Annotated in this window: 16 protein-coding genes; 9 read left to right on the top strand and 7 right to left on the bottom strand. The window is 50.4% G+C overall.

The features are described 5' to 3' along the window. From AAH187_RS10310 to AAH187_RS10280, 7 genes are all read right to left on the bottom strand, one after another. Complete coding sequence (locus AAH187_RS10310; protein WP_342348372.1) at positions 1-315, bottom strand: hypothetical protein; 315 nt, start codon at positions 313-315, stop codon at positions 1-3. A gap of 90 nt (positions 316-405) precedes the next feature. Then, positions 406-2028 (bottom strand): amidohydrolase family protein, encoded by a 1623-nt coding sequence (locus AAH187_RS10305; protein ID WP_342348384.1) that lies wholly within the window; start codon positions 2026-2028, stop codon positions 406-408. After that, positions 1991-2578, bottom strand: coding sequence for a MotA/TolQ/ExbB proton channel family protein (locus AAH187_RS10300; RefSeq protein ID WP_342348371.1), 588 nt, complete (start codon positions 2576-2578; stop codon positions 1991-1993). The genes AAH187_RS10305 and AAH187_RS10300 overlap by 38 nt, the downstream gene beginning before the upstream one ends. Positions 2579-2605: 27 nt before the next feature. After that, positions 2606-3499: a TonB family protein gene (locus tag AAH187_RS10295; protein WP_342348370.1), complete on the bottom strand. Its 894-nt coding sequence runs from the start codon at positions 3497-3499 to the stop codon at positions 2606-2608. Continuing rightward, positions 3496-4548, bottom strand: a complete 1053-nt coding sequence (locus AAH187_RS10290; protein WP_342348369.1) for a tetratricopeptide repeat protein — start codon at positions 4546-4548, stop codon at positions 3496-3498. The genes AAH187_RS10295 and AAH187_RS10290 overlap by 4 nt, the downstream gene beginning before the upstream one ends. Positions 4549-4585: 37 nt before the next feature. Then, positions 4586-5119 (bottom strand): energy transducer TonB, encoded by a 534-nt coding sequence (locus tag AAH187_RS10285; RefSeq protein WP_342348368.1) that lies wholly within the window; start codon positions 5117-5119, stop codon positions 4586-4588. A 327-nt stretch (positions 5120-5446) separates the two neighbouring features. Next, on the bottom strand, positions 5447-5740 hold the full coding sequence (locus tag AAH187_RS10280; protein ID WP_342348367.1) for a hypothetical protein: 294 nt from the start codon (positions 5738-5740) through the stop codon (positions 5447-5449). A 284-nt stretch (positions 5741-6024) separates the two neighbouring features. Here AAH187_RS10280 and secA point away from each other — a divergent pair, with 284 nt between their 5' ends. The 9 genes from secA to AAH187_RS10235 form a co-directional block, all read left to right on the top strand. Then, the gene (secA, locus tag AAH187_RS10275) at positions 6025-8745 is read left to right on the top strand and encodes a preprotein translocase subunit SecA (protein WP_342348366.1); all 2721 of its coding nucleotides are present in this window, start codon (positions 6025-6027) and stop codon (positions 8743-8745) included. A 335-nt stretch (positions 8746-9080) separates the two neighbouring features. Beyond that, positions 9081-10178, top strand: coding sequence for an SAM-dependent methyltransferase (locus AAH187_RS10270; RefSeq protein WP_342348365.1), 1098 nt, complete (start codon positions 9081-9083; stop codon positions 10176-10178). Between the two features lie 80 nt (positions 10179-10258). Next, positions 10259-10630: an NADH-quinone oxidoreductase subunit A gene (gene ndhC / locus AAH187_RS10265; protein ID WP_342348364.1), complete on the top strand. Its 372-nt coding sequence runs from the start codon at positions 10259-10261 to the stop codon at positions 10628-10630. A 124-nt stretch (positions 10631-10754) separates the two neighbouring features. Beyond that, positions 10755-11228 (top strand): NADH-quinone oxidoreductase subunit B family protein, encoded by a 474-nt coding sequence (locus AAH187_RS10260; RefSeq protein WP_342348363.1) that lies wholly within the window; start codon positions 10755-10757, stop codon positions 11226-11228. A gap of 11 nt (positions 11229-11239) precedes the next feature. Then, positions 11240-13039 carry an NADH dehydrogenase (quinone) subunit D gene (nuoD, locus tag AAH187_RS10255; RefSeq protein WP_342348362.1) on the top strand — a complete coding sequence of 600 codons (1800 nt, stop codon included), beginning with the start codon at positions 11240-11242 and terminating at the stop codon, positions 13037-13039. A gap of 86 nt (positions 13040-13125) precedes the next feature. Further along, positions 13126-13650 carry an NAD(P)H-dependent oxidoreductase subunit E gene (locus AAH187_RS10250; RefSeq protein ID WP_342348361.1) on the top strand — a complete coding sequence of 175 codons (525 nt, stop codon included), beginning with the start codon at positions 13126-13128 and terminating at the stop codon, positions 13648-13650. Between the two features lie 79 nt (positions 13651-13729). After that, positions 13730-15037, top strand: a complete 1308-nt coding sequence (nuoF, locus tag AAH187_RS10245; protein WP_342348360.1) for an NADH-quinone oxidoreductase subunit NuoF — start codon at positions 13730-13732, stop codon at positions 15035-15037. Between the two features lie 11 nt (positions 15038-15048). Beyond that, positions 15049-17739 (top strand): NADH-quinone oxidoreductase subunit NuoG, encoded by a 2691-nt coding sequence (nuoG, locus tag AAH187_RS10240; protein WP_342348359.1) that lies wholly within the window; start codon positions 15049-15051, stop codon positions 17737-17739. A 51-nt stretch (positions 17740-17790) separates the two neighbouring features. Further along, a partial coding sequence (locus AAH187_RS10235) for a complex I subunit 1 family protein (protein WP_342348358.1) occupies positions 17791-18245 on the top strand: 455 nt, incomplete at its 3' end.

The raw sequence follows: 18245 nt of genomic DNA, 5'->3' as shown, positions 1-18245 counted from the left end.
TTAAACCGGAGGGCCGCGAGCCGAAGTCGGATAGAGTGTCGTCTGAACTGGGAGGAGGTAAGGGAGGAAGACGATTCCTGCAATAAAGAGGGCGAGGGTGAGAAGGGCATGATGGGTCGTGTCGGCCAGGTTTCCCTTAGAGCTGACCTGGCAGGCCCAAGAGCAGAGTGATGAGTGGGAACTGGTATTTTTGGAATGATGCGCGATTGGAGAATGTCTGAGCTCATGAGAGGCCACGCAATACGGCGCCATGCCAATCAGGCCGAGGTACACCATAGCTAGGAGGATGGATGAGTACTTGAGCAGTCGTGGCATGAGAGGTATGCGCGATTATACGGCAGACATGTTGAAGTTCTTATGCCTTGAGCCCATAAAAAATCCGGTCATCTCGGAGCGACTCGAAGATTAATGCGCATGTTTGGCGGCGGCATCTGTATGGGGATTGTCGCTCCATGAAAGCGGGGACCCTTGCTTAAAACGAAAGATAATGTTTTGAACCTGTTCGAAGTCCTCAAGCGGATTGCCCTGTAAGACAAGAAAACTGGCTTCATATCCCTCGTCAAATCGTCCGATTTTCCTTGAGGGGAAAATCGTCTGAGGTGTGGTCTCACTCCACATTTTCAGTAAGGTCAGATTGTCAAAAATCCCCATTTGATGAAGGTGAAGCGCTTCCGCGAGGGAAGTTTCCGCATGGTCGCTCCCGATGGCAATGGTGACTCCGCCCTGATGCAGTAACTTGAGATTTTCCATCTGAATTTTCCGGGCAACCTCAAGAACATTTTCCACGGGTGGTTGTTGGTGCTCTTTGGAATTTGCAGGAGAGTGGGGATGCGCTTCCGTATTGGTATGATGCCCCGCCGGGTGAAAGTGCTCGGCAACGGTCGTCGTGACAATCACGGTCCGGTGTGCGGCCGCCAGTTGGGCGTCCTCTTGAGTTAACCGCACGGCTGATCCTTGGGCGGGGGAAGGGAGAAACCACCCTGGGAGATGGGCGATCTCATCCACGTGACTCTTGATGGCCGTTCGAAAGTCAGCGGCCGTTTCAATGTGAGCGGAAACACGTAAGCCGTGCTGATGTGCATGCGTGACAATCGGCTCGATAAGCTCTGGATCCAGGCCGTTCCGAAACCCATGAGTGGAGGAGCGGGTGCCGTTTTCAAAATGTTCTGAGTCGGCAAGATAGAGCTTAATGAAATCCGGCTTGGTTGCCATGATGGCCGGCCAATGGGTTTCCACATCCTTCAGAGAGGAAAGAGAAAAGTAGGCTCGCCCGTTGAACCATCCTTTTTCACGTTTGCCAATGACCGGTTCATAGCGATGAGTGCGAAGCAGGTCTTCGTAAAGAGCAATGGGATGACCGTTTTGCCCGGTCAGACCCGCATGAGCAAAGACCGCATCTATGGTCTCTGGCGTGTTGAGTTTTCCGCGGATTTGCTCCACAAACTCGGGAATATCGGTGGTATTTTTTACATAAAAAATACCATCACGGACATAATGATTGATGACCTGGTCGATGTTCCAGGCACCTTCGACGTTATGGGTGTGGGCTTCACCAAACGGCGGCACGACAAACCCGCCTTTCAGATCGATAGTCCGTTCAACAACCTTGGGCCGCAAGCGGGTGAGTGAGCCCTGGATGGCATACCATGTGTCCTGAGTGAAGCTTTGGCCATCAAACCATTGGCCATTGATAAATGCATAGGTCTTGGCCGTATCTCCGTTGTGTAAGGATTCGACATTTGGGGTTGGTGACGGATGAGCGGTCATGTGACATCCCATCAATCCCAATCCACCAATGAGTAACAGGGTGGTCCAAGAGAGCAATGCGTAAACTGCCTGTTTGCTCAGAACCCATTGTCTTTCAGCCTGAACAATCATGATCCGATTGGTTTCAGTCGTAGTAAATGGGTAAATCTTACGGTGGCCCAACACGATCCTGCTGGGTTGTAGTAGGGGTTTTTCATGAATGCCCGTAATCTGAAGGTGGGCATTAGGAATTCCCCAGGAACGACTGGAGTTTGGTGGCATATTGTTCAATACGCTCGGTTTCCCGTTCGACCATAGAAAGGAACATGTTGTAAGGAATGAGCGTAATGACAGCAACCCCGATTCCCGCAGCGGTGCAAATGAGTGCTTCAGCCACTCCCCCTGTGACCGCGTGGGGATTCCCTAGTCCTGTTTCGGACATGATGCCGAAGGAATCGATCATTCCAATAATTGTTCCGAGCAGTCCCAGTAAGGGCCCCAACGTAATGACGGTATCCAGGACGGATAATCCCCGCTTCAATCGGGATACCTCGGCGATTCCCGCCGATTCCATGGCTTTGTCGGGCTGTTGGTCTCGATGAAATATGCCTGCCGCAAGCACGCGGAGTGTGGGGCTCTGACGTTGTTCAGCCAATGCCAGCGCATCGGTCCATTTTCCCTGTTCGACCAGTTTGATCATCCGGTCCGCCAGGCGGCTAAATCGCAACGATCGGAATTGGAATCCACGTTCGATGCTGATGGTCAGAGCTAACAATGAGCAGCCTAAGATGGGGATCATCATCCATCCGCCACCCATCAGTAATTGAATCATGCCTCTACTCCCTTCTTCTCGCGTCGCTTAACTGTTCAGGTCAAATTTAATGGGAATGTCGACCCATTTGGCTATGGGGATGTTCCCGTCCTTCGCTGGCTGAAATTTCCAGTTTTTAATGGCTTCTTGGGCAGCCAGATCTAATGCCTCATGACCGCAGCTCTTTCGAATTTCCACCTGGCTCGGAGCGCCATCGGCGGTAACCAATGTTCGCACAATGACCGTCCCCTCCCAACCGGACTCACGCGCCACACGAGGATACAGTGGTTTGGAAGAGGCCACAATTCTCGGCTTGGACGTTGAGGATCCCGCTGCCATTGGCGCCGGAGCTTTTAATGCCGGACGTGCCGCCGGGCTTGGCGGAGGAGGCAGTGCGTGCTGGGATCTTGGTTCGCGATTGTTCATTTGCAAGGGCGTCCTGGCAGGGGGTTGTTCCCGCTGGGTTGTCGATGGTGCAAGGGGAGGTCTTTGCCGGTGTTGAGGTGGAACGGCCATTTTCATCATCTGACGACTCTTTATGGCCTGCGCCGTTCGTGTGTCTTTGAGCATGGGCTTTGCCTGAGGAAGAGGCGGCGGAGGAGCCAGAGGTTGGGATGGTGTCGGTTTGATCGATGCCTGCATCGGTGGCGCCGGCATAGGCGGCGTAGGCTGGGTCCGGGGAGACGGTGGCGTGGGTTGTGCAAAATCCGGTTGGGGTGGGGTCAGAGGTTTCGTGAGCGGTTGTGGGGTGGGACTGATCTCCTGGAGAGCCGGAACCAATGTCACCTGGACCGTTGGGGAGGGGTCGTTGATTGTAGGGGGACTTGGCATATACGTCAGGGCGGCAAGAATTCCTGCATGAAGAATAACGCTTCCCAAAGCGCTCAGGACAAAAATCCGATTATTGAAATCGGAAGAGGAATCTTCAAACGTGGAGTTCACGATTTGCTCCGTTGTAATAATGTTTGAATTCGTTCATCCTGTCCCCCAAGCTTCAAGAATTCTTCGTAATGTTTGAGAGCTTTTTGGGGAGCATTGCGATGAAACTCATACAACATACCAAGATTATAGTGGGCTTCGGCCAACTGATCATTCAAGGATAAGGCCGTTTGATATTCTTCCTCGGCTTGATCAATTTTGGACAGCGCTGCATACACGACTCCCAGATTGACGTGAGCTTCCGCATTGTTTTTATCGAGAGCGGTGACGTGTTCAAATGCTTGTGCCGCTTCCTTGAAGGCTTCCTTTTGCCGGTACAGGATGCCTAAGTTGAAATAGGCGCTCGCTAAATCATTGTTTAATTTGACGGCATGTTGGTAGGCCTGAATGGCGTTGTCCACGTGATCAGATTGTTGAGCGAGTGATCCGGCCATTAACCATCCATTCACATACGTGGGATGGAGGGAGACCAGTTGGTCGACGTACCGTTGGGCTTCATCCGTCTTTTGTTCCTGGGCCAGCCAAAACGCGATGCCGTATAACGAATCGACGCGATGAGGCTCGAGTTCCAGAACAGCCTGATGGGCCTTGATGGCTTGTTGCGCCTGTTGTTGTTGATCAAATAACGCCGCCAACGCGATGCGGGCTTCCGTAAACTTGGGATAGGCCTTCAAGGCAAGATTGAATGATTGCTCGGCTTTTGGGAATTGGGCCTGTTGCTGGTAGAGGGAGCCAAGATCCACATAGGCTTGAGCAAATTTGGGATAGGCCTCCACCGCCCGTTGCAACTCCATGATGGCTTTATCCGGTTGCTCCAGGTTGTTGAGGATTAATCCCAGCAGATGGTGCGCCTCAGCGTATCCAGGATACAAGGCCAGCGCACGTTCCAAAGGGGCAACGGCCGAAGTCCATTGTTGTTGTTCATAGGACGAAAAGGCTTGGGAAAGAAGGTCCTGGGCCTCTCCAGCCTGACTTGAGGGGCTGCTCATGCCGACATGGGTGAGGAGGAGAAAAAACGCGATGAGTCTGATTTTTGAGAGAAGAGGTGTCATGGGCTAACCTTATTGATATTGGCAATATTCCACAGGTTTATTGAAGCAAATCAAAGCGAATGGGCAAATCCACGGTGGAGGCAACCGCAAATTCTCCATTTTTAGCTGGTTCAAAAGACCAGCCCTTTACCGATTGCACGGCACTCTCGTCCAGGAGAGAATATCCCGAACTTTCTTGAACAGTAGCACTCGTGACCGTGCCATCGGTACTTATATGTGTCCGGAGGACCACCTTCCCATGCCAGCCTTGCTCCCTGGCCATTCTGGGATAGAGGGGGCGTTCGGTTTTCAAGGGTTTGACACTTTTCACTCGCCCGCGTGTAGTTCCGATCTGGTCTAGGAGAATACGGGGCGTGGGCGGCTGTGGGAGATTGCCGATATCAAGGTCGGGAGCCCCAAGGTCATGAAATGTTGTTGGCGGCCATGGGTGGTTGAACGTGGGCAACGGAAATGAATAGGTTCTACTGGTTTTTGTCACTGTTGTCCCGGTCACTTCAATGACGTCTAATGTTTCAATAGGTTCTGAGCCATCAGGTGGGTTTTCCGCCAAAGTAATTGGGTTGGAGGTCAAAGTGCACCATAGAAATAAAAAAATAAAGAACATCAAATTGTGCCGACGTACCATAAGACCTCTTCCCCTTACATAACCTGACGACCGTTCGTGTTGCTCTATATCCCCTGTTTGTTTTTTATGATTGCAGGTAACGGCATATCGAGATAAAAGCCAACTGGCATCTTTGCCGTGAATAAATTCACTACCCCCTTAAAGAAGTTGCCACCTCGTTCGGCTTCTCCTGTCAGGAAAATGTAGGCAGCTTCCCTGATGGCGCTCAGTTAAGCCGCTCCCCAACTCAATTCGTTATGGCGGAAGCGGTTTGGGAGCCAAGCTTAGGATGATTTACCGAGGAGGAGCTCTGGTTGGAAGAAAATGAGTGGAAAGAAGAGAAGGGGCTTTAGGAAGCGGCCACTCCATGATGGCAAGAAGATGAAAGCTAGGGGATATTTCCTGGTTGTCCCCGGAAATGGTTTGTGCTGCGGCGCACATCCAGGAACAGACTGCCGTGCTGTGCGTGGCCGATGTATGGTGATGGGTATGCTCCGTAATATGCGATGCGTAGGTCCGATGCATGCTCCCCATGATGAGGAAGAGCATCAGAATGAGAACAACGGTGAGACTTTTTCGGTATGTCATGTTATCTACAGACCAGAAACGAGCAAAACCCTGAATAATAATGGATGCTTATGCTAGGGAAATACGAAAGATTCTGTCAAGCAAATGGCTGCCCTCTGTTTCGTGTCGTCGTCTGTCACAGGATGAATCTTTGCCGTCATGAATCCTTTTTTCGTGAGTTGATTCCCACCGGTAATTCGGTATACTAGGGCAACTATATGGTTTGAAAGGTGTGTCTAGCCCCCAATCCCTATCCATTGTGATTTTCTCCAACCCTATTTCTGTATCCGAGGTATAAGGTCGACATGTTTGTTCGTCTATTAAATATTCTCTTTGGTAGCAAAAATGATCGAGAGCTGAAGCGGCTCAAACCACAAGTGATTCGAGCCAATGAATTTGAGGCATCTTTGCAACCCCTTGATGACGAGGGATTAGCGGCAAAGACCCCAATCTTTAAAAAAAGACTGGAAGCTGGAGAGTCGTTGGATGATGTGCTCCCTGAGGCGTTTGCCGTATGCCGGGAAATGTCCAAGCGCCGGCTTGGCATGCGCCACTTTGATGTACAGTTGTTGGGGGGGATGGTCTTACACCAGGGACGTATTGCCGAAATGCGCACAGGTGAAGGAAAAACCCTTGTCGCCACCCTTCCTGTCTATTTGAATGCGTTGGAGGGAAAAGGGGTTCATCTGGTGACGGTGAACGATTATCTGGCGAAGCGCGATGCCCAGTGGATGGGGCCGCTCTACCATGGTTTAGGCTTATCAGTCGGGACCATTCAACATGACGCCTCATTTTTATTCGATCCGACCTTCGATGCCCCGGATAAACGGTTGCAATTTCTTCGGCCATGCTCTCGACGTGAGGCCTATGGGGCCGATATTACCTACGGGACCAATAATGAATTTGGCTTCGATTATTTAAGGGATAATCTCGTAGTCACGGACTTGAGTCAGGGCGTTCAACGGGAATTGAATTTTGCCATTGTTGACGAAGTTGACAGTATTCTCATCGACGAAGCTCGGACGCCTCTGATTATTTCCGGGCCCGCCGAACAAAGCACAGACCTCTATTTCCAGGTGGATCGGATCATTCCTCACCTCAAACGGGAAGAGGATTATACAATTGAAGAGAAAACAAAAACGGTATCTCTGACCGATGAAGGCAATGCGCATGTTGAGAAACTGCTGGGTGTCGATAATCTCTATGACTTGAAACACCTGAGTTTGGTGCATCACGTCATTAAGGCTCTCCAGGCCCATGTGCTCTATCATCGGGATGTCGAGTATGTGGTGAAAGATGGCGAGGTGATGATTGTTGATGAGTTTACCGGTCGATTAATGCCGGGACGACGCTGGAGTGATGGGCTTCATCAGGCTGTGGAGGCTAAAGAAGGGGTAAAAATTGCCAACGAAAACCAAACTCTGGCGTCCGTGACGTTCCAGAATTATTTTCGTATGTACAATAAACTGGCAGGCATGACCGGGACAGCGGACACCGAAGCTGCAGAATTTGCGAAAATCTACAACCTCGAAGTGAATGTGGTGCCCACCAATAGCAATATGATTCGACTTGATAACCCGGATGTGGTCTACCGGACGGAAAAGGAGAAATTCGAGGCTATTGCGGACGAGATCAAGGAGTATCATGAGAAGGGTCAACCGACTCTCATTGGCACGATTTCCATTGAAAAGTCGGAACGCCTTGCGGCCTTATTGAAGCATCGAGGCGTAAAGCATCATGTCTTGAATGCCAAGTTCCATGAAAAAGAAGCAGAAATTATTGCCCAGGCGGGGCAAAAAGGTGCGGTGACGATTGCGACCAACATGGCCGGCCGCGGGACCGATATATTATTGGGAGGCAATGCTGAAGCTCTCTTCAAACAACAGGTTATTTATCGGGGGGAAGATCTGACAGAAGAGGAGCAAAACAAAGCGTACGCCACAATTAAAGCCACCTGTGAGGAGAATAAGAAAGAAGTGCTGGCCGCCGGAGGATTGCACATTGTCGGGACGGAACGTCATGAGAGCCGCCGGATCGACAATCAGCTGAGAGGACGGGCCGGACGGCAGGGAGATCCCGGCTCCTCGCGCTTTTTCCTTTCCTTGGAAGATGACTTGCTTCGCATTTTTGCGTCTGAACGGGTGTCAAACCTCATGCTGAAGCTCGGCATGGAAGAAGGTGTGCCCATTGAGCACAGGATGGTCACTAAATCCATTGAAAATGCGCAAAAGAAAGTCGAAGGCCATAATTTTGAAATTCGCAAACATCTTCTTGAATATGATGATGTGATGAGTAAGCAACGGGAGGTGATCTATAAACATCGGCAGAATGTATTACATGCGACCGATGTGACCGAAGACGTTCTCGGTATGATTGAGGAAGTGGGCGAACGCTTCGTCGATGTCTATTGCCCTGAGGAGCAGTACGCCGAGGAATGGGATGTTGCGGGATTGGTGGAATCAGTGCAGGGACAATTTGGCGTGGATGTGATTCAAGCGGATGAGATCAAAGACGTCGGTCGAGACGCGCTCAAGGAAGAAATTCCAGAAAAATTAAAGGAGGCCTACCGGAACAAAGTCCAAGGACTAATCCAGGAGCATGGCGCCACCGAGGATCTCGTGCATTATGTGGAACGCACGATTCTGCTTCAAATGATTGATCATCATTGGAAGGATCACTTGTGGGGAATGGATCAGTTGAAGGATGGAATCGGCCTGCGCGGGTATGGGCAAAAGGATCCCCTCGCAGAATATAAGCGTGAAGGCTATGACATGTTTGCCGGAATGATGGAGCGGATTAAGAATGATACCTTAGAACGGCTCTTTAAATTTCAATTGGTTCGCGGTGAACGGCCCGAGCCTGAGCGGGAAGCGCCTCGCCCGGCACAATTAAATTTGAACCGAGGAGATGAGTCCGCTGCCACTCCATCACCACGCACCGTTCAACGTGCCGAGGAGAAAGTTGGCCGGAACGATCCCTGTCCATGCGGGAGCGGGAAAAAATACAAGAAATGCCACGGGACCTAACACCTGAAAGGCCTGCCATGCTCTTTTAATTGACGCTAGTCCTGTTGTCACTGCACTCTCTTCCCGTTTGCCACTCACCTTCCTTCCTCTTTTGATTTGGTTCTTGCCCATAACATATTGAATTCATTGTTTTTTATTGCCATAAAAAGTACGAAATTGCTTGACTTGGTTGAAGGTAGGCCGTTATCGTAACCGATTCTCAATGGGCATATTGCAGGAGTGACCATAGTCCATTCGTGCCATCAGATCATCAGAACATACAGGGTAATCCAGACCTTATCGAGAAGATTCTGTCGGAAATTGACCTTAATGGTCCCATGAGTTTTGCGCGTTTCATGGAATTGGCCCTCTACGATGTTCCACACGGATATTATATGACCAAAAAGGTTGAACCTGACCTCCCTTCCTCAGACCGGATCGGATGGGGTGGTGATTTTTATACGGCACCGGAACTTTCCCCTATTTTGGCGAAAACCTTGGTTCGCCAGATTTTGGCTATCGATGACCGGTTAGGCCGTCCCGCTCAGTTTACTTTTATGGAAATTGGTGCAGGGAACGGAACCTTTGCTTTCGATTTCATTCAAGAATGCCGAACGATCGATTCTGATTTTTTTCACCGCCTTTCTTATCAAATCGTCGAGCGGAGTCCTCATCTCCAATCGCGTCAGGCAGTCAAGCTCAGCGAGGTAGGGGGGGGCTGGGGGGAAAGTCATCTGAGTTGGAGGTCTTCCATAGAGGAAGTTGACTCGGATTCGGTGACCGGTGTTGTCTTTTCCAACGAATTAGTTGATGCGTTACCCGTCCATCGAGTCCGTATGGCTGATCAACGTCTACATGAAATATATGTGGCCTTCAGAGGCGGGCATTTTGTTGAATGTCTGGATCATAGTCTCTCCCCGAAATTGATCGAATACATCGAGTCTCATAAGGTGGCCTTGAGTGAAGGCCAAGCCTCGGAACTCCATCTTGCCGCTGAGCATTGGATGAAGCATGTGGCTCGCCTTCTCCATCGCGGTGTCGTGGTGACCGTCGACTATGGTCATACGCATAGTGATTATTATCGTTCCGACCGGAAGGACGGGACCTTCTTGTGTTATTATCGGCATGCCATTTCGACCGATCCGTATTCAAGGGTTGGAGAGCAGGATATGACGGCTCATGTTAACTTTTCTGCTTTGGCGAGTGTGGGAACCACATGCGGGTTGGACCTCATCGGGTTTACGACTATGGCCAATTGGCTGATCGGGTTAGGAGTCGAAGAATTGGTGCGAGACCAGGAGCAAGAGTCTGATGATGTCAGGGCGTTGACTCAATTATTGCGTCCGCATGGTATGGGGACGACGTTTAAGGTTCTTGCTCAGCGAAAAGGGATGGAGCCTTTCGCTCTTCAAGGCTTGCGGTATCGGGCTTTTTTTGATGACGTAATGTCCTAACAGTGAAAAAGCCAGATAAGAAAGTTTGTAATCGGAGTTTAGTGTGGTGAGTATGACTCATTCTGGAATGAGAGTGACCCATGGGTAGTGAACCGGTTCCTTTTAATTATCTCCCCATCATCATCTTCATGGTTCTTGGGACACTCTTTGGAGTCGGGTCCCTGGTTGTGGGGTGGTTTATCCGTCCCAGCCGGCCCTATCGGGCGAAACTTCTTCCTTACGAAAGTGGCGCTCCGTTGTTTATGGACGCCAGGGTTCAGTTCCCGATGCGGTACTACATCATTGCCATGCTCTTTGTTATTTTTGATATTGAGGTGGTGTTCTTATTTCCTTGGGCGGTGGTGTTTAAAAAGCTTGGTCTTCTTGGCCTTGTTGAAATGGGAGTATTCCTGGCCATTCTTATTGTGGGATTCTGGTATGCCTGGAAAAAAGGTGCGTTAGATTGGGATTAACAAAAATAAGCCTTTACGCCTGGAAATAACCGCAGGTCACCCAGTACAATGGCACCCCCGTAGTTTTGGGATAGGAAACGAGCCACATACAGAACATTGATGTACGCAGGATAATTTTATGGGCATGCTTGAACGACAACTTGAACCGAATATTATTACGACCAACCTGGATTATTGTATTGCCTGGTGTCGGAAATCAGCCCTTTGGCCGATGACGTTCGGATTAGCCTGTTGTGCGATTGAAATGATCGCCTCGGTGTCTTCCAAATATGACATCGATCGATTTGGGGCCGGGGTATTTCGTGCGTCACCACGCCAGTCAGATTTGATGATTGTGGCTGGTACGGTTTGCCGGAAAATGGCACCGGTGATCCGTCGAATTTATGATCAAATGGCGGAGCCCAGATATGTGATCTCCATGGGATCCTGCGCGACATCCGGGAATCATTACAATAGTTACAGTGTGGTTCAGGGTGTGGATCAAATTGTTCCTGTGGATGTCTATATCGCAGGTTGTCCACCAAGGCCGGAGGCGCTCATGGATGGTCTTATTAAACTCCAAGAAAAAATTCAAAAAGAAAAATACTTTGTGAAGTAATACCGGAAGTTGTGTCGACGGTTTTTCGACCATCAACGATCCAGCAACAGATCGGATTTATGCATTCTTTTCTTGAATCCCTGGTGAACCGTTTTCCTCAGGCGGTGCTGACGGCGCAGCAGGATCCCGTGCGTTTGGACTTGTGGGCACAAGTGCAAGCCGATCATTGGCTGGAAATTGCGCAATTTCTCCATGACGATCCCTCGATGGCGTTGGATCATATCACCGATATCTGTTCGGCGGATTATCCTGATGACCTTGAGCGATTTGAAGTCATTTATCACTTTCTCTCCCTTCCACATGGAACCCGAATCCGAATTAAAGCTCGCGTGACAGAGGACCACCCGGAAATTGCCTCAATCAGTGGGATCTGGAAAGGGGCGAATTTCCTGGAACGTGAAGTGTACGACTTGATGGGCATCCGCTTTAGCGGGCATCCCGATCTTCGTCGAATTTTGATGCCTGATGATTATGATGAAGGGTATCCGTTACGAAAAGATTTCCCGGCTGAAGGGAAAGGGTGGCGGAGCCGCTTTGATTTTCTTCCCAGGCTGGATGAACCGGTTGGGGAATGGTCGGAATCCGAGGTGCCTGATGATCAACGGCATCAATTCATGGCGGATGACCATCCAGGTGACACCAAACGCACCACGGAAATGCTTCTCAATATGGGTCCACAGCATCCTAGTACCCATGGTGTGCTTCGGGTCGTGTTGGAGCTGGATGGTGAGCGGGTCAGCAAGGCGACGCCTGATCTTGGATACCTGCACAGGGGAGTGGAAAAACTGGCTGAAGGCCTGACGTATATGCAGATGGTCCCACATACCGATCGCCTAGACTATGTCTGTGCCATGACCAATAACTATGCGTATGTGCGGGCCGTGGAAAAACTCATAGATATGACCGTTCCGGAACGGGCGGAATATGTGCGGACCATCGTTGCCGAAATGCAACGTATCATTGGCCATTTATTCTGGCTGGGAACACAGGCCCTGGATATTGGGGCGATGACCGTGTTTTTCTGGACCTTCCGGGAGCGTGAAGTCTTGTTAGATATGTTTGAAAAATTGTGTGGGGCTCGTCTGACATTGAATTACTATCGGATTGGAGGCGTGGATGCGGATCTCACGCCGGAAATTATTACGACCCTCCGGGATTTTTTGAAAACGTTTCCTGAACACATTCGGGAATACGACACACTCTTACAAAAAAATAGAATTTGGGTCGCTCGCACAAAAGGCGTGGCACTCCTTTCTGCGGAGGATGCCATCAATTTTGGATGCACAGGGCCGGTCCTGCGCGGGTCGGGAGTGTCCTATGATATTCGAAAGCTGGAGCCGTATGGCGTGTATGATCGTGTGGATTGGGAAGTCCCTCTTGGAAAAGACGGGGATACCTATGACCGGTATTGGATCAGGATGGAAGAAATGTGGCAAAGCGCTCGCATCATTGAACAATGCCTCAATCAAATGCCTGAGGGGCCGGTGATGGCCGTTGATGCTCAAGCCATTCCACCCCCCAAGCCCGAAGTGATGAGGGATATGCAAAGCCTGATTCATCATTTCATTATCTTTACGCAAGGATTTAAGCCACCGAAAGGCGAAACGTATTGTGCAACGGAGGTGCCTAAAGGTGAATTGGGCTTCTTTATCATAAGTGACGGGAGTTCGCGTCCCTACCGGTTGAAAATCCGATCTCCTTCCTTTATCCATATGGGTGCCTTTGATCATATGGCCCGTGGATATTTGATTTCGGATATCGTCACGATTTTCGGAACGTACGATATTGTGATGGGGGAGTGTGATCGATAACATGGGGAATGGGGTCATGGAATTAAGGGCTGAGGGACACGATGGCCATTGGGTGATGACTGCTCGACTCAACGAACGAGTGTTCTATGCTATTTGAGCGATTCAAAAAGGAGGTTGATGCCATTCTGTCCCGCTATCCGGTGAAGCGTTCGGCGTTATTGCCGTTATTGAATTTGGCGCAGCGGGAAGAAGGGTTTGTGAGTGAGCCGGCCATGAAAGAGATTGCCAAAATATTGGATTTGACTCCCCCGCAAGTGTTTGAGACCGTGACGTTTTATACAATGTTTAATCTCAAGCCGATCGGGAAGTTTCACCTTCAAGTGTGTAAATCGCTCATGTGCGCCTTAGTTGGATCTGATGATCTTGTGACGTGGATCCAGAAAAAACTGGGCATTGCCCCAGGTCAAACAACTGCAGATAACATCTTTACGCTCAGCGTGGTGGAGTGTCTTGGATCCTGTGGGACCGGTCCCATGATGCAGGTAAATGATGACTATTATGAGCAATTATCTGAAGAAAAGGTCGGGCGTGTCCTGGACGATTTGAAACGGGACGGGACCTGTTCGCTTAAAACAGGACCCTTCATGTATCCTCAGCCCCTTGCTAAATGACAGGAGTCTTTGCAAGGAATAGACATGGATAAGCAATTCATGGGTTATTCATAACCGCCCGTTCACGAATTAGTGTGTTATGGCTACATACGAAAAAATCTTATTGAAGAATATGGAACAGCCGGGATACACCGGTTCGCTGGCTGACTATGAAGGGACCGGTGGGTATACAGCTCTTCGGACAGTTCTGAAGGATATGCAGCCCGATCAGGTGATTGAGGTGGTGAAAAAATCAGGTCTTCGCGGTCGTGGTGGAGCCGGGTTTCCCACCGGTGTGAAATGGGGATTCATTCCCAAGAACCATCCCGGTCCTAAATATTTGTGCTGCAATGCGGATGAAAGCGAACCCGGAACATTTAAAGACCGGCAACTCATGGAACGGGATCCCCATCAAATGCTGGAGGGGATGGCCATTACCTGTTTCGCCATTGGCGCACAAACCGCCTACATCTACATTCGAGGAGAGTTTCGTCTCGGCGCGAAGATTCTGGAACAGGCTCTTCAGGAGGCCTATGCGGCCGGGTATCTTGGCGAGAATGTTCTGGGGAGCGGATTGACGATCAATATATTTGTCCACCTTGGTGCCGGAGCCTATATTTGTGGTGAAGAAACGGCGCTTCTTGAATCGTTAGAAGGTAAACGGGGCATGCCTCGTTTTAAGCCGCCGTTTCCGGCGACGCATGGGTTGTATCAAAACCCCACTGTGGTCAATAACGTCGAAACGATGGCGAATATTCCTCATATTATCAATCGAGGGGGGGAATGGTTTGCCTCGATTGGCTCTCCGCCTAAAAGTTGCGGAACGCGGGTGTTTTGTTTGAGTGGACATGTGAAGCGGCCTGGCAATTATGAGGCTCCCATGGGCATCACTTTCCGCGAATTGATTTATGAATTGGGCGGAGGAATGCGATCGGATAAGCCCCTCAAGGCCTTTATCCCTGGTGGGGCTTCGGCTCCATTTCTGACGCCTGACCACCTTGATGTGAAAATGGATTTTGAGTCAGTGGCATTAGCCGGCTCTATGCTGGGATCCGGCGGCGTCACGGTGATGGAAGAAGGCACGAATATGGTGTGGGCCGCTCTTCGATTGATGGAATTTTTCTATCATGAATCGTGCGGAAAATGTACGCCATGCCGGGAAGGAACTTCCTGGCTTGTTCAAACTCTTCAGCGAATCTGGAACAAACGAGGGCGTCCTGAAGATATTGGTGTCCTTGATGAACTCTGCGGAAATATTCCCGGCCGCACGGTCTGTGCGTTCGGTGATGCGGCCGTATCTCCCATTGTCAGCACTTTGCGTCATTGGCGCGGGGAATATGAGGCGCTCATTCTGGAAGCCCAAGAGGCGATGCCTCGGAACAAGGAAATTCCGGTTTTCACCCATTGAGTGTTACTGAAATGACAACAACCCCAACGACCACGACAGACATGATTACGTTGACGATCGATGGCAAGTCGGCATCGGTTGCAAAAGGGACGCTGGTCATTGAGGCTGCGCGGCAGGTCGGCGTCATGGTGCCGCACTTTTGCTATCACCCGAAGCTGACCCCCGACGCCAATTGCCGGATGTGTTTAGTGGAAATTGAAAAAATGCCTCGGTTGCAAACCTCCTGTAGTACGCAAGTGGCGGAAGGCATGGTAGTGAAATCGGCGTCTTCCTCTGTGGTGCAAGAGGCTCGCAAATCCGTGTTAGATTTTATCTTGGCCAATCACCCGTTGGATTGTCCGGTCTGCGACCAAGGGGGGCGGTGCGATCTTCAGGACTTTTCCCATGAATACACCGCGACGACCAGCGGATTTAAGGAACTCAAACGGGTCTTTCCCAAGGAGTATTTCAGCCCGCTGATAGAAACGCAGATGAACCGCTGTGTCCAATGTTTGCGGTGCGTACGCTATTGTGATCAGGTCATGGATGTGAAAGCCCTTGCGCCCGTGGGACGCGGCACGATGACGGAAATTAAAGCCTTCGGGGCTCATGAATTGGATTGTGAGTTTTGTGGTGGGTGTATCCAGATTTGTCCGGTGGGAGCCATAACCAGTCGACTCTCCATGTACGAATTTCGCCCATGGATGCTGAAGCGGACTGATTCCATTTGTGGCTACTGCGGGGATGGGTGTCAAATCACCTTTCAAACCAAGAATAATGACCTCATCGAAGTGAATTCCACTCACGGGGCCGGTCGCAACAACGGTGATCTCTGTGCCCGAGGCTACTTTGGTTACGAAGTCAGCGTTCATCATGATCGGTTGACGGCGCCTCTCATCCGTCAAGGGGAAGCCTTTCAACCTGTGCAATGGGAAGAGGCTTTGGAGCTGGTGGGACAGCGCTTATTAGAAATTAAAGCCAAGTATGGTCCCGATGCGATCGGCGGATTAATTACGGGACGATGCACCAATGAAGATATCTATGTTTTTCAGAAATTCATGCGTGGTGTGGTGGGGACCAATCGGATTGATAGCAGCGTGCGGTATGGCCATCTGAATGCGGTGCATGCCATGCAGCGGGTGCAAGGCACCCATCGTTGGGCCGTGAGCTTTGACGATATTCTATCGGCAGATACGCTTTTACTCGTCGGGACCAATATTACGGAAACCAATCCGATTACAGGGTTGAAGGTCAAAGAAGCGGTGAAACGACGAGGGGCGAAGCTGATTACGATCGAAGCGTTGCAACCTGCCATTGGGAGCATCAGCAATATTGTGAATCTGGCCAAATATCATCTGGGCGTCAAACCGACGGCCTATGCCGGAGCAATTTTGGGCATGCTGAAGGCGGTGGTTGATCAGCAACTAGTGGATCCGGAACTTCAGGCCAACGCCTCGTCCTATGACAACGACATGACCACCACGCTGAAAGCCCTGTCCTGGGATGCGATTCAAGCCCAAACAGGACTGGCTTCGGAAATGTTTATTCAAGCCGGCCAGGTGTTTGCCAAAGGGGAGAAGGTCGTCATCCTTGTCGGACCGGGAGTCCTGCGATCTGTGGGTGGATTCGGAATGACTATGAATTTGTTGGACCTGTTATTGATAACGGGAAAACTCACAAAACCCGGTTGTGGTCTTGCTCCTCTGGCGGAAGAAAATAATGATCAGGGAGCCTTTGAAATGGGAGGAATCGGGTCGGTATTGCCTGGAGGGCAATCCCTGGGTGACCCGGAGGTGAGGAAGCGCTTGGCGCAATCGTGGGGTCGGCCAATTCCCGACACACCAGGCTCTTCACTCCCACAGATGATTGAAGATGCCCAGCAAGGCAAATTGAAAGCCTTATTTGTCATTGGTGAAAATCCTCTGGCCTCCTTACCTCCGTCATCGGGTATTCATTCGGCATTAGAGAAACTGGAGTTTCTAGTCTGTCAGGAACTGTTTCTCACTGAAACCGCCCAGAAAGCTCATGTTGTTCTACCTGCCTGTTCCTATGCTGAAAAAGACGGAACCTTTACCAACACCGAAGGCCATATTCAGTCAGTACGAAAAGCGATTGATTTGGTTGGGGAAAGCCGACCGGACTGGGAAATTTTCTCCGCGCTGTCGGTGATGATGAATGATCCAATGGAATATGGAGACGTCAAGGAAATCGGCAAAGAAATACATAATCTCCTTCCTGGAACACGAACCTTAGGGCCTTCCCCCTTGTCCGCTCGACCTGATTTGTCGGTCATCGCAAGATACCTCACGGCGGATTATCAACGGGATATGGCCACGCGGTACCAATTGCAGGCAAACGATTCAGCTGATGATGCGGATGACCTAATCTTGCAGGTTTCGCAATCCTTGTTTCATTCCGGAAAACTTTCCCGAAAGGCCAAGGGCTTGCTGCAAGTCGAAGCAATAGGAAAACTCTACGTGCACCCCGAAGAGGCAGCTCGACGTGGGATCAATGAGGGAGACACTGTAAAGGTGAGTAATCGTTTAGGGGAAGTGATGGTGCCGGTCGGACTTCGTGAGCGTATTCCGCAAGGCGTCGCGGTGTTTCCTGAACATTTTGATGAGGAAATCAGGCGGTTACTGCCGTATCACGTGGACCCTGAAACGCAGGTGCCCTATTCTAAGGTGGCTCGTGTTCGTTTGGGAAAATACGTAGGGGCATGAGGTCGTTCCCTGCTTGTGGTTTGATTAATTGAGTGGAGGAGTGAATCCGTTATGGAAACGGTACTGATCCGTTTAGGGCTGACATTATCTCAAATTGTTGTCGTGATGTTGGCCGTACTCACGACCGTCGCAGCGCTTACCTTGTTGGAACGCAAGGTATTGGGTTGGATGCAGGATCGGATGGGACCGATGGAGGTCGGGCCTTATGGCATTCTGCAACCGGTAGCCGACGGCTTAAAGCTCTTTTTTAAAGAAGACATCATTCCAGCCGGTGCCAATAAGTTCATGTTTAGCATGGCGCCTGTGTTGTCATTAGTTCCCGCCCTCATCGGATTCGCCGTCATTCCCTTTGGCCCGGATTGGACTGTGGATGTGGGCGGCGTCAACTTTAAGCCGTTTGTGATTACCGACATCAATATCGGTGTTCTCTATATCCTGGCGTTTGCTTCAATCGGAGCATACGGCATTATTTTGGGCGGATGGTCATCAAATAGTAAGTATTCCCT

It is taken from the genome of uncultured Nitrospira sp. (assembly GCA_902500695.1).
Lineage (GTDB): Bacteria > Nitrospirota > Nitrospiria > Nitrospirales > UBA8639 > Nitrospira_E.
The sequence above is the reverse complement of the archived record's forward strand: the minus strand, read 5'-3'. Positions and strand labels throughout refer to the sequence as shown.

Bases quoted from the DNA above. Each gene is read 5' to 3' on its own strand.
- nuoG (WP_342348359.1), top strand. From the start codon at position 15,049: ATGACAACAACCCCAACGACCACGACAGACATGATTACGTTGACGATC.
- AAH187_RS10260 (WP_342348363.1), top strand. From the start codon at position 10,755: ATGCTTGAACGACAACTTGAACCGAATATTATTACGACCAACCTGGAT.
- ndhC (WP_342348364.1), top strand. From the start codon at position 10,259: ATGGGTAGTGAACCGGTTCCTTTTAATTATCTCCCCATCATCATCTTC.
- AAH187_RS10250 (WP_342348361.1), top strand. From the start codon at position 13,126: ATGCTATTTGAGCGATTCAAAAAGGAGGTTGATGCCATTCTGTCCCGC.
- AAH187_RS10310 (WP_342348372.1), bottom strand. From the start codon at position 315: ATGCCACGACTGCTCAAGTACTCATCCATCCTCCTAGCTATGGTGTAC.
- AAH187_RS10280 (WP_342348367.1), bottom strand. From the start codon at position 5,740: ATGACATACCGAAAAAGTCTCACCGTTGTTCTCATTCTGATGCTCTTC.
- AAH187_RS10270 (WP_342348365.1), top strand. From the start codon at position 9,081: ATGGAATTGGCCCTCTACGATGTTCCACACGGATATTATATGACCAAA.
- secA (WP_342348366.1), top strand. From the start codon at position 6,025: ATGTTTGTTCGTCTATTAAATATTCTCTTTGGTAGCAAAAATGATCGA.
- AAH187_RS10290 (WP_342348369.1), bottom strand. From the start codon at position 4,548: ATGACACCTCTTCTCTCAAAAATCAGACTCATCGCGTTTTTTCTCCTC.
- AAH187_RS10300 (WP_342348371.1), bottom strand. From the start codon at position 2,578: ATGATTCAATTACTGATGGGTGGCGGATGGATGATGATCCCCATCTTA.
- AAH187_RS10305 (WP_342348384.1), bottom strand. From the start codon at position 2,028: ATGCCACCAAACTCCAGTCGTTCCTGGGGAATTCCTAATGCCCACCTT.
- nuoF (WP_342348360.1), top strand. From the start codon at position 13,730: ATGGCTACATACGAAAAAATCTTATTGAAGAATATGGAACAGCCGGGA.